The sequence below is a fragment of the Streptomyces sp. genome (assembly GCF_036566765.1).
In the GTDB taxonomy this organism is placed as follows: Bacteria; Actinomycetota; Actinomycetes; order Streptomycetales; family Streptomycetaceae; genus Streptomyces.
Map to the genome: position 1 here is coordinate 1 of NZ_DATCVQ010000156.1, position 12,036 is coordinate 12,036.

Sequence of the window (12,036 nt, forward strand, 5' to 3'; positions counted from 1 at the left end):
GGCCGCGCAGCCAGTCCGCCCCGGCGGCCGCGCTCGGGAAGCGCAGGGCGCGGGGCAGGCCGGCGAGCTTGCGCCGGGCGGGCGAGCCCTCGGGCTCGGTGACCGCGCGGCAGGACTGCAGCAGCCGTACCGTCCGCTCCAGCATCCTGGCCCGGGCGAGCTGCATCTCGGCGGGCCGGTCCTCTTCCTCCATGATCGCGCGCAGCGGGGCCGCGAGGTGCCCGGGCACCTCGTACTGGTCGTCGTCCGCCGCCCGCACCAGGCCCAGCGCGGCGAAGTCGGAGAGCGTGGTCGCGGCGGCGGAGACGGAGCAGCCGGCCAGCGCGGAGGCGGTGTGGGCGTCGGCGAGGCCGAGCGGCGCGAGGGCGAGCAGACGCAGTATCCGGGCGGCGGCCCGCGGCAGGGACTCGTACAACAGGCGGAAGGCGCGGTCCTGCGGTTCGCCGGTCTGTGCGCGCATCCGCTTGGCGAGGTCGGCGACGGAGGACTTGGGGTGGGCGGCGAGCCAGCGGCCGGCCAGGACGAGCGCGGCGGGCTTGCCGCCGCAGACCTCGGTGAGCGTCTCGGCGGCCTGCGGGTCGACGGTGATCCGCACCGAGCCGGTGAAGGTCTCCAGGAGCTCGATCGCGGACTTCGGGTCGAGGCCGCCGAGGGTGCAGGGCCGTACGTCGGGGATTCCGGTCAGCGGGCCCTGGGCGACGGCGACGACGAGGCATTCGGGGTTGTCCGGAAGCAGCGGGTCGACCTGTTCGGCGTCCACGCAGTCGTCGAGCAGGACGACCGTGCGGCGCACGGCGAGCGCCTCGCGCAGCGTCTCGGCCAGCTCGTCGCCGTCGGCCCCGGCGGGCCCGGCGATGCCGAGGGCGTCGAGCAGCTCGCGGGCGGTGCGCTCGGTGGGAACGGGGGCGCCGTCGAACTCGGTGAGCCGGGTGCGCAGGATGCCGTCGGGGTACGCGCCGGACAGGCCGGCAGCCAGTTCCTCGGCGAGCGCGGTGCGGCCGGAGCCGGGGCGGCCGGCGATGAGCAGCACCCGCGCGCGGGGGGCCTTGCGGCCGGCGATCGTGTCGAGCCCGGCGCGCTCGATGTCGGCGCGCAGCGCCTTCAACTCCCGTTGCCTGCCGAGGAATCGGCGCATGCCGTGCGCCGTCACCGCCTGATCCGACACGGGCCGCACTCCCGTCTGACTGTGCACACGCTCCGTCCCGCGGGGGGCTCCGCACGGGCGATCACGAGCGTAGTTCAGCGGGGGACGCCTCCCCGGCGGAGCGCGGCGGACATTTCCCCCGATCGGATCAACAGATCGTCAGACCGGCAGTGCACGGGCTCGGCCGTCCGGGCCCGCGCACCCTCTCGGCTATGCCTCGAACGGGCGGGCCGGCCACGGCGCGTCGGCCGGGCGCAGCGCGTCGACGCCGTCGCCCGCGCGGGCCGCCGACAGCGACAGGACACCCACCACCAGGCAGTTGTTGTGGAGTTCGCCCGCGAGGACCCCGCGCACCAGCTCGGCCAGCGGGACCCGGGCCAGCTCCATGTCGGACTCCTCCTCGGAGACCTCGAACCGCTCGCCCTCCGCTTCCGACAGGCCGCGCGCCAGGAAGATCCGCACCGCCTCGTCGCAGCCGCCCGGCGTGGTGTACACGTCCGTGAGGACCCGCCAGTCCTCCGCCTTGACGTGCGCCTCCTCGTACAGCTCCCGCTGGGCCGCGTGCAGCGGGTTCTCGCCGGGCACGTCGAGCAGGCCCGCGGGGATCTCCCACAGCTTGTGCCGCACCGGGTGCCGGTACTGACGCAGCACCAGGACCCGGTCCTCGGCATCGAGCGCGAGCACCGCCACCGAGCCGGGGTGCACCTGGTAGTCGCGGCGCGCGACCGTGCCGTCCGGCATCACCACGTCGTCCGTACGGACGCTGGTCTTGTTCCCCTGGAACGGCGTCGTCGTCGCGACGATCTGCCATTCCTCGGGGGTGTCCTGCAACTCCATCAGCGTCCGTCCTCCCACACAAGAAACCGGGGTACGCGTCCCGAAAAGGGACCCGTACCCCGGCAACGGTAACAAGTGACGCTACTCCGCCGTCTTGCGCTCCACCGCGGCCTTGACCAGGCCCGCGAACAGCGGGTGCGGGCGGGTCGGACGGGACTTCAGCTCCGGGTGCGCCTGCGTGGCGACCAGGTAGGGGTGGACCTCACGCGGGTACTCGACGTACTCGACGAGCTTGTTGTCCGGGGAGGTTCCGGAGAAGACCAGGCCCGCCTTCTTCTCCAGCTCCGCGCGGTAGGCGTTGTTCACCTCGTAGCGGTGGCGGTGGCGCTCCTCGACGTACGGCTGGTCGGCGTAGACCTCGCGCACGACCGAACCCTCGGCGAGCTTCGCCGGGTACAGGCCCAGGCGCATCGTTCCGCCCAGGTCGCCGGCGCCCTCGACGTACGCGAGCTGCTCCTCCATCGTGGAGACGACCGGGTGCGCGGTGGCCGGGTCGAACTCGGTGGAGTTCGCCTCGGGGATGTCCGCCAGGTTCCGGGCCGCCTCGATGACGATGCACTGCAGGCCCAGGCAGATGCCGAGCAGCGGCACCTTGTTCTCGCGGGCGTACTGGATCGCGCCGACCTTGCCGCTCACGCCGCGGTCGCCGAAGCCGCCGGGGATGAGGATGCCGTCGACGTCGCCGAGCTGCTTCTTCGCGCCGGCCGGGGTCTTGCAGTCGTCCGAGGTGACCCACTTGACCTTGACCCGGGCCTTGTTCGCGAAGCCGCCGGCCCGCATGGCCTCGGTGACGGAGAGGTACGCGTCGGGCAGGTCGATGTACTTGCCGACCAGCGCGATGGTGACCTCGTGGTCGGGGTTGTGGACGCGGTCGAGCAGGTCGTCCCAGGTCGTCCAGTCGACATCGCGGAACGGCAGGTCGAGCTTGCGCACCACGTACGCGTCCAGGCCCTCGGTGTGCAGCACCTTCGGGATGTCGTAGATCGACTTGGCGTCGATGGCGGCGACCACGGCGGCCTCGTCCACGTCGCACATCAGCGAGATCTTGCGCTTGATGGCGGTGGGGACCTCGCGGTCGGCGCGCAGCACGATCGCGTCGGGCTGGATGCCGATGTTGCGCAGCGCGGCGACCGAGTGCTGGGTCGGCTTGGTCTTCAGCTCGCCGGACGGGCCGATGTAGGGCAGCAGCGAGATGTGCACGACGAAGACGTTGTCCCGGCCGACCTCGTGGCGGACCTGGCGGACGGTCTCCAGGAACGGCAGCGACTCGATGTCGCCGACCGTGCCGCCGACCTCGGTGATCACCACGTCGACGTCGTCGGTCGCCATGCGGCGGATCCGGGACTTGATCTCGTTGGTGATGTGCGGAATGACCTGGACGGTGTCGCCGAGGTACTCGCCGCGCCGCTCCTTGGCGATGACCTGCGAGTAGACCTGGCCGGTGGTGACGTTGGCCGAGCCGTCGAGGTCGACGTCGAGGAAGCGCTCGTAGTGGCCGATGTCCAGGTCGGTCTCGGCGCCGTCGTTGGTGACGAACACCTCGCCGTGCTGGAACGGGTTCATCGTGCCGGGGTCGACGTTCAGGTACGGGTCGAGCTTCTGCATCGTGACCCGCAGGCCCCGGGCCTTGAGGAGCGCACCCAGGCTGGAGGCGGTCAGGCCCTTGCCGAGGGAGGAGGCGACACCCCCGGTGACGAAGATGTGCTTGGTCGTCGTGGTGTTGGGCGGCATCGCCAAGAGGGGGCTCCCGTGGTCGCGTTCTGGAGGTGGTGCCGGCGTCCGCTCCGGAAGAATCCAGGGGCGCCGTCGCTGCGGTTTCGGGGTCCTCGGCTGTCGCCGTTTCCCACCGGTCCACGGGGTACCAGGGTATCAGCGACGAGGGGAGACCGCTTCCGGCCACACGGGGCACACGGGCGCATACGGACGGCGACCGGGCGCGCCGCCCCGGGCGGTGAATTCACCATCCGGTCACCCGACAATCCGCTCCTCCCATCCGATCGGCCACTTTTCGCTCCCCCGTTCGGAGCAGCGGCGTTGTCGGGACGGCCGCGCGGATCACTAGGGTGCGACGTATCCTGCTCGGACACGTTGCCGAGCCGGGCCGGCCAACGGCACCACCCCCGCTGTCAACCGGTCGCGCAGGACTCGTCAACGACCCTTGACCCGCTGACCTTCGCAGACCATTGCAGTAAGCGCCCCGCGGGGCGGACGTGGCCGTTCGACTGGAGATGCACGTGGCCGGGCGCATCGAGGATTACGCACTCATCGGAGACATGCAGACCGCTGCCCTGGTCTGCCGGGACGGTTCGGTCGACTGGCTGTGCCTGCCGCGCTTCGACTCGCACGCCGTCTTCGCAGGCCTCCTGGGGACCGAGGAGCACGGCTTCTGGCGGATCGGGCCGGCCGTCCCCAACGGCGGCACGCCGCCGCACGCCGACCGGCGCTCCTACCGGGGCGACTCGCTGGTCCTGGAGTCGGAGTGGGACACGCCGCGCGGCACGGTCCGGGTGACCGACTTCATGCCCCCGCGCGACGGCGCGCCGCAGCTGATCCGGATCGTGGAGGGCGTCAGCGGCCGGGTGCAGATGCGCTCCGCGCTGCGGATGCGGTTCAGCTACGGCCGGATCGTGCCCTGGGTGCACAAGGTCGGCGACCGCACGGTCGCCGTCGCGGGCCCCGACTCGGTCTGGCTGGACATGGACGCCGAGACCCACGGCAAGGACCTGACGACCTACTCGGACTTCACCGTCACCCCCGGCGACCGGGTCACCTTCACGATCAGCTGGCAGCCCTCGCACAAGGAGCCGCCGGCCCTTCCGGACCCCGAGGGCTCGCTCGACGCGGCCGTGGACTTCTGGCGCGAGTGGGTCGAGCACTGCACGTACCACGGCCCGTACCGGGAGGCCGTGGTCCGCTCCCTGATCACGCTGAAGGCCCTCACGTACGCGCCGACCGGCGGCATCGTCGCCGCGCCCACCACCTCGCTGCCGGAGGAGATCGGCGGGGTACGGAACTGGGACTACCGCTACACCTGGCTGCGCGACGCGGCGATCACCCTGTCCTCGCTGCTGCGCACCGGCTACCGCGAGGAGGCCCGCGCCTGGCGGGAGTGGCTGCTCCGCGCGGTCGCCGGCGACCCGGAGAACCTGCAGATCATGTACGGCATCGCGGGCGAGCGGGAGCTCGGCGAGCAGGAGCTGGACTGGCTGCCCGGGTACGAGAACTCCGCCCCGGTCCGGGTCGGCAACGGCGCGGCGAACCAGCTCCAGCTCGATGTGTACGGCGAGGTCACCGAGGCGCTGCACCTGGCGCACATGACGGGCCTGTCCCGCAACGACTACGCCGCGCTGCTCCAGCTGAGGCTGATCCAGTACCTGGAGGACCACTGGGACCAGCCCGACGAGGGCATCTGGGAGGTGCGCGGCCCGCGCCGGCACTTCGTGCACTCCAAGGTGATGGCCTGGGTCGCCGTCGACCGGACCATCAAGCTGATCGAGTCCGGCGACGCGGACGGCCCGCTGGAGCGCTGGCGGGAGCTGCGCGACGACATCCACCGGGACGTCTGCGAGAAGGGCTACGACCCGGAGCGCAACACCTTCACGCAGTCGTACGGCTCGAAGGAGCTGGACGCCTCACTGCTGCTGATCCCGCAGATGGGCTTCCTGCCGCCGGACGACAAGCGGGTCATCGGCACGATCGAGGCGATCCAGCGGGAGCTGTCCACGGAGGACGGTTTCATCCTGCGGTACCCCACGGAGGGCGCCCACGCGGGCGTGGACGGGCTGACCGGCGACGAGGGGGCCTTCCTGGCCTGCTCGTTCTGGATGGCGGACGACCTGGCGATGATCGGCCGCGTGGACGAGGCCCGCAAGCTCTTCGAGAAGCTGCTCGGGCTCCGCAACGACCTGGGGCTGCTCGCGGAGGAGTGGGATCCGCGGCTGCAGCGTCAGGTGGGCAACTTCCCGCAGGCGTTCAGCCATGTGCCGCTGATCGACACGGCGCTGCGGCTGACCGCGAGCGGCGCGTACGGGGGCTGAGCCCGCGCTTCGCGGCTGGAGCGCGGGGCAGGGGCGACCGGCCTACGATGAGAAGGTCCTGTCGCCCCTCGCGGAAGGGGGGCTCCCATGGGTCCCCACATCTCCGAAAGCGCCCTGGCCGGGCTGGTCGAGGACCTTGCCGGTGAGGTGATCATCCCCGGCGATCCGCACTACGACGAGGCCCGCGCGATCCACAACGGCATGATCGACCGCCGCCCCTCGGTGATCGCCCAGTGCGCGACCCAGGCGGACGTGTCCAACGCGATCCTGTTCGGCCGCGAGGCGCAGCTGCCCATCGCGGTGCGCGGCGGCGGCCACAGCGTCGCCGGGAGCTCCATGATCGACGGCGCGCTGGTCGTCGACCTGCGCCGGATGCACGGGGTCGTCGTGGACCCGGAGGACATGACGGTGCGGGTCGAGGGCGGGGCGACGATGGGGCAGATGGACCACGCCTGCCAGCCCTTCCATGTGGCGACCACCGGCGGCCGGGTGTCCACCACCGGCGTCGGCGGCTTCACGCTGGGCGGCGGATCGGGGTGGCTGGAGCGGAAGTTCGGGCTGGCCAGCGACAACCTGCTGGCCGCCGATCTGATCACGGCCGAGGGCAAGCACGTCCACACGGACGCGGAGGAGAACCCGGAGCTGTTCTGGGCCCTGCACGGCGGCGGCGGGAACTTCGGGGTGGCGACCTCGCTGACGCTGCGGCTGCACGAGCTGCCCGCGGTGAGCATGGTGATGCTGCTGTTCCTGCCGGAGATCGCGCCCGAGGTCATGCGGACGTTCCGCGACATCGCCGCCGACGCCCCCGACGAGGTGGGCGGCGGCGCGATCTACATGCCCGCGCCGCCCGAGCCGTTCGTCCCCGAGGACCTGGTCGGCAAGCTGGTCTGCGGAACGGTGTTCACGTACGCCGGTCCGGTGGCCGACCTGCGGGAGCTCGCCGCCCCGCTGTTCGCGCTGAAGCCCGTGATCGAAATCGTCGCGGACCTCCCGTACACGGAGCTGCAGTCCATGCTCGACGACCCGCCCGGACTGCGGAACTACTGGTCGGCCGAGTACCTGACCGGCTTCCCGGACGAGGCGGTGGACCGGTTCTGCGAGCGCGCCGCGGCGATGCCGATGCCCGCGGCCATCCAGCAGGTGCTGTTCCTGATGGGCGGGGCGGTGGCCGCCGGGCCGTCGCAGTACCCGCAGCCGTGGCGTACCGCGCCCTGGGCCCTGCACCCGTTCGCGACCTGGGAGGACCCGGCGATGGACGAGCGGGCGATCCAGTGGGTGCGGGACGTGCGGGCCGATGCGCGGCCGTGGTCGATGGACGCCGTGTACCTGAACTTCGTCGGCGCCGAAGGCGAGCAGCGGGTCGTCTCCTCCTTCGGGGAGGAGAACTACCGCCGGCTCACCGCCGTCAAGGCCGCGTACGACCCCGACAACGTCTTCCGCTTCAACCACAACATCGCACCGGCCGGCTGAGCCCGCTCAGCGCAGCGCGGCAATCACCTCCCGCGCGGCCCGCTCGCCCTCGGTGGCGCCGCCCTCCATGAAGCCCTGGAAGTCGTAGCTGCAGTGCTCGCCGCCGATGTGCACGTTGCCCTGGGCCACGCCCTCGTAGCCCGCGTACCGGTGCAGATAGCCGACGGGCCAGCAGGAGTACGCGCCGAGCGAGTACGGGTTGCGGTGCCAGGCGGAGAGCTGGGCGCGGCCCGTGTACGCCCGCGACGTGCCGGGGAAGAAGGCGTCGATGCCCGCGAGGTAGCGAGTGACGAGGCTCCGCACGTACGGGTCGGACTCGGTGGAGAACGGCCCGGCCGGGGTGAGGGACCGGGCGAGGCTGCCGCCGCCGTACTGCAGGAGGATGCCGCCGGTGCCGCCCTGGATCTTGGTGGTGTCCCAGGTCTGCTGGACCTCCGTGTCGGTGAAGCAGTCGCCGGCGGAGACGCCCGGCCAGGCGCCCGTGCCGCGCCAGGGACGGGCGCCGAACTGCATGTTGAGCTTGGTGCAGTACCCCATCCGGGCGTCCCGCAGCAGGTTCGTCATCAGCGGGTCGAAGCCGGCCCGGGAGACGTCGAGGTTCTGCAGGATCGGCAGCGGAACGCACAGGATCGTGTGGTCGGCGGTGACGGTCCGGGTGGCGCCGGCCTCGGTGAAGGTCAGCGTCTGGGTGCCGTCGGCGTTGGCGCGCACGGCGCTCAGCGACCAGCCCATGCGCAGGGTGCCGGGGGCGAGCGCCCCGGCGACGGCGTTCGGGAGCCGGTCGTTGCCGCCGACGATGTGGTACCGCTCGTTGGACAGGCCCCAGACGTTGAAATGCCCCGGATTGGTCTGATAGCCCATCAGCAGGACGAGGGCGAGCGAGGACTGCTCGGTGGTGTCGGCTCCGTACTCGACGTTGTAGGCGACGTCGATGAACCGGCCGAGCGGCGAGGCATGGCCGCCGGGGACCCGTGACTCGATCCATTCGTATATCGACATGTCGTCGAGTGCGGTGCCGGTCGGAGTGGTCTGATTCCACCGCACCTCCCCCGCCTCGGAGAGGTCGCGACGCAGGGACTGGTAGACCGCCTTGAAGTCCTCGTCGGCCTGGTGCCGGGGGTAGTACGCGCCGTTGAACCAGAGGACCTCCTCGGCGCCGGTCGGTCCGCCGCCCAGGAAGTCCTCGACCTGGAGGTCGAAGCGACGGCAGAGCTCCAGGATCTTCTTGTGGCTGGTGTCGATGAGCTCGCCGCCGATCTCGGAGGTCTGCCCGTACGCCCAGTGGTCCCGCTGGGTCCACATCCGGCCGCCGACCCGGGACGGGTTGGCCTCGTAGAGCGTCGGGCTCAGGCCGGCGTCCTGGAGGGTGAGGGCGGCGGTGAGGCCGGAGATGCCGGCGCCGACGACGGCGACCCGGGCGGGGGTGACGGCCCGGGCGGCCGCCGGGGCGCCGACGGCCGCGCCCGCGGAGACGGCGATCCCCGCCGCGGCGGCGTACTTGAGCAGGGACCGGCGGCCGAGCGCGTCGGCGCGCATGTCGCGCAGTTCGTCCACGGGGAGGTTCAGCCGCCGGGCGTCGGCGTGCTCGGCGGCCAGGGTCTTCAGGAGGTGCATCGGGTTGGTGCGTGCCATGGGGCGCTCCTGGAAGGGGGAGGGGTGTCAGCTGTGGGTGGCGGGGACGGCGGGCTCCGTGCTCCCGTCGTCGGTGCGCTCGGCGGCGTCCTCCAGGACGATCCGGCCGATGATCTCGTAGCGCTCGGGCCGCTTGAGCTTGAGGTAGAAGCCGAGCCCGAGGCCGCCGAGGAAGACCAGTCCGACGATCCAGGGGATGGTCTTGTAGAAGAGGGAGTCGGCGGCGAGCCCGGCCGCGGTCTCCATGTTCATGATCAGCAGCACGACGACGGCGATCATGCCGAGCCCGCCGAGGAGCGGGGCGGTGAAGGTCTTGAACCAGTGCCGGTCCTCGGGGTGGTTCTTGCGGAAGTAGCCGATCACGGCGAACGAGCACAGCGTCTGGACGATCAGGATCGCCATCGTGCCGAGGATCGCGAGCAGCGTGTACAGGTGGATGTACGGGTCCTGCCCGGTGAGCCAGAACGCGCCGACCAGGACGACGGCGATGACGCTCTGCACGTACGAGGCGATGTACGGCGAGCCGTGCTTGGCGTGCGTACGGCCGAGCGCCGGGTGCAGGAAGCCCTCGCGGCCGATCGCGTACAGGTAGCGCGAGGCGCACTGGTGGAAGGCCATGCCGCAGGCGAACGAGCCGGTGAGCAGCAGCCACTGGAAGGCGTCGACGGCCCACGCGCCGATGAAGGACTCGGTGGGCGCGAAGAACAGGTCGAGCGGCGAGGAGGAGGCCGACAGCTTCACCGATCCGGCCAGACCGTTGCCGGCGATCGTCATCCACGACACGTAGATGTAGAAGAGGCCGACGCCGATGACGGAGATGAGGGTGGCGCGCGGGATGACCCGCTTGGGGTCGCGGGACTCCTCGCCGTACATCGCGGTCGACTCGAAGCCGACCCACGACCAGAAGGCGAAGAAGAGCCCGAGCCCGGCGGAGGCGCCCGTGAAGGCGTTCTTCGGGTTGACCGGCTCGACCGGGATCCCGTCGGGCCCGCCGCCGGCCAGCAGGACGGCGGTGGCGACCGCGAAGAGGACGGCGATCTCCGCGATCAGCATGACGCCGAGCGCCTTGGCGGTGAGGTTGATGTCGAAGTACGCGAGGACCGCGGTGACGGCCAGCATGGCCGCCGCGTACACGATCCACGGCAGGTCCACGCCGAGCTGGTCGGCGACGGTGGTCTTGGTGAAATAGGCGAAGACGCCGACGATCGAGGCCTCGAAGACGATGTACGCGAGGACGGCGAGCATGCCGGAGGCCATGCCCGCGATCCGGCCGAGGCCGTGCGAGATGTAGCCGTAGAACGCGCCGGCGGCGGTGATCCGCTTCGCCATGGCGACGTAGCCGACGGAGAAGACGGTCAGGACGACGGTCGCGAAGAGATAGCCGGCGGGCGCGCCGGTGCCGTTGCCGAAGCCGACGGCGATGGGAAGGTTGCCGGTCATCGCGGTGATCGGGGCGGCCGTGGCGACCGCCATGAAGACGACGCCGACGAGCCCGACCGAGTTCGCCTTGAGTCGGTGGACCTCCGGGGCGGCCTGAGCCGCTGGGGTGGGGTTCTCTGCCATGGCGCGAGAGCATCCTCGCGCGTGACGTAGGCCACAAGCGACAGGCGGTCGCACAATTCGCGCCACGGGGCGACGAGTTGTCGCCCCGTTGTACGAACTGTCCGCCCCCGTGACCGTGGGGTGATGTCGCTGAAACACCGGCGCGGGTAGCGTCCGACCCCATGGACAATCAGGGCGGGATCACCGTACAGCGGGCCCTTGAACTTCCGGGGCTGCGCGGCGGACTCCCGGAGGTCGTCGCGGGCGCGGACCGGTTGCAGCGGACGGTGCGCTGGGTGCACGCGGGCGAGGTGCCGAACATCGCGTCGCTGCTCAAGGGCGGGGAGCTGCTGCTGACCACGGGGCTGGGGCTCGGCACCCGGCCGGCGGAGCAGCGGGCGTTCGTGCGGCGGCTCGCGGAGCGCGGGATCGCGGCGCTGGTGGTGGAGCTGGGGCCGCGGTTCGCCCGGCTGCCGGCCACGATCGTGGAGACGGCGCGGGCGGCGGGCCTGCCGCTGGTGCAGTTGCACCGCGAGGTGCCCTTCGTCGCGGTGACGGAGGAGATCCACACCGAGATCGTCAACGGTCACTACGCGCTGCTGCGGCAGGCCGAGGAGGTCCACCGGCAGTGCACGGAGGCGCTGCTCGGCGGGGGCGGGGTGCCGCAGGTACTGCGGATCCTGGCGGACTTCGCGGCGAACCCGGTGTTCCTGGAGACCCCGGACGGGCGACTGCTGTACGCGGCGGGCACGGAGTCCGGGCCGGCGGACCCGCTGCAGGTGTGGGAGGGGCTGCGAGGCCAGCGGGAGGCACGGGAGTCGGGCCCGCCGGTGGGCTCGGCGCTGGTGGACGTGCCGGGCGGCGGGCCGGGCTCGGGGAGCGTGAGGGCGCGCCTGGTACTCCTCTCGGTCTCGGGTCCCCTGTCTCCGGTGCACCGCATGGCGGCGGAACGGGCGGCAGGCATCCTGGCGGTCGTCCTGATGCAGGCGCGACAGGAGGAGGAGCTGGCCGCGCGCGGCCGGGGCGACTTCCTGACGGACCTGGCGGAGGGTCGGATCACCGCGGAGGACGCGCCGGCGCAGGCGCGGGTACTGGGCTTCAAGCCGGGCGACGGCCCGCTGCTGCCGGTGGTGATGCGGCTGGCGCCGGAGCTGGCCCCGTCGGGGAACTGGGCGGTGCTGGCGCGGGCGGTCCTGGAGGAGCTGTCGTCGGTGGGCGTCCCGGTGCTCCTCGGCGTCCGCCCGGTGGAGGGCCGGGTGCCGCTGCTCCTCGGCCTGCGGTCGGAGTCGGAGCGCACAGCAGTCGCGGACCGCGTCGCGGCGGCGCTGCGGGCGGGCGTGGAGCGGGCCGGCCTGGAGCGGGCCGGGGCGCACC

The 12,036-nt window shown here is 71.9% G+C and carries 7 protein-coding genes and 1 pseudogene; 3 read left to right on the forward strand and 5 right to left on the reverse strand.

Features of this window, described 5'->3' with window-relative positions; genetic code table 11:
• The 3 genes and pseudogenes from VIU94_RS08200 to pyrG all read right to left on the reverse strand — a co-directional run.
• A pseudogene (locus VIU94_RS08200) lies at positions 1-1,165 on the reverse strand (hypothetical protein); the annotation flags it as partial.
• 189 nt (positions 1,166-1,354) lie between these two features.
• Positions 1,355-1,981: an NUDIX domain-containing protein gene (locus VIU94_RS08205; protein WP_331909127.1), complete on the reverse strand. Its 627-nt coding sequence runs from the start codon at positions 1,979-1,981 to the stop codon at positions 1,355-1,357.
• 81 nt (positions 1,982-2,062) lie between these two features.
• On the reverse strand, positions 2,063-3,712 hold the full coding sequence (gene pyrG / locus VIU94_RS08210) for a CTP synthase (protein ID WP_331909129.1): 1,650 nt from the start codon (positions 3,710-3,712) through the stop codon (positions 2,063-2,065).
• Between the two features lie 503 nt (positions 3,713-4,215).
• Between pyrG and VIU94_RS08215 the strand changes: the two genes are divergently transcribed.
• Complete coding sequence (locus tag VIU94_RS08215) at positions 4,216-6,018, forward strand: glycoside hydrolase family 15 protein (RefSeq protein WP_331909141.1); 1,803 nt, start codon at positions 4,216-4,218, stop codon at positions 6,016-6,018.
• Between the two features lie 87 nt (positions 6,019-6,105).
• Complete coding sequence (locus VIU94_RS08220; RefSeq protein ID WP_331909131.1) at positions 6,106-7,488, forward strand: FAD-binding oxidoreductase; 1,383 nt, start codon at positions 6,106-6,108, stop codon at positions 7,486-7,488.
• 6 nt (positions 7,489-7,494) lie between these two features.
• Here VIU94_RS08220 and VIU94_RS08225 read toward each other — a convergent pair whose 3' ends face one another.
• Both VIU94_RS08225 and VIU94_RS08230 read right to left on the reverse strand, forming a co-directional pair.
• Entirely contained in the window at positions 7,495-9,120 is a 1,626-nt protein-coding gene (locus VIU94_RS08225) for a flavin monoamine oxidase family protein (protein ID WP_331909133.1), read from the reverse strand.
• A 27-nt stretch (positions 9,121-9,147) separates the two neighbouring features.
• Positions 9,148-10,683, reverse strand: a complete 1,536-nt coding sequence (locus tag VIU94_RS08230) for an APC family permease (RefSeq protein ID WP_331909135.1) — start codon at positions 10,681-10,683, stop codon at positions 9,148-9,150.
• A 161-nt stretch (positions 10,684-10,844) separates the two neighbouring features.
• Between VIU94_RS08230 and VIU94_RS08235 the strand changes: the two genes are divergently transcribed.
• The coding region (locus VIU94_RS08235) for a PucR family transcriptional regulator ligand-binding domain-containing protein (RefSeq protein ID WP_331909137.1) at positions 10,845-12,036 on the forward strand (1,192 nt) is incomplete at its 3' end.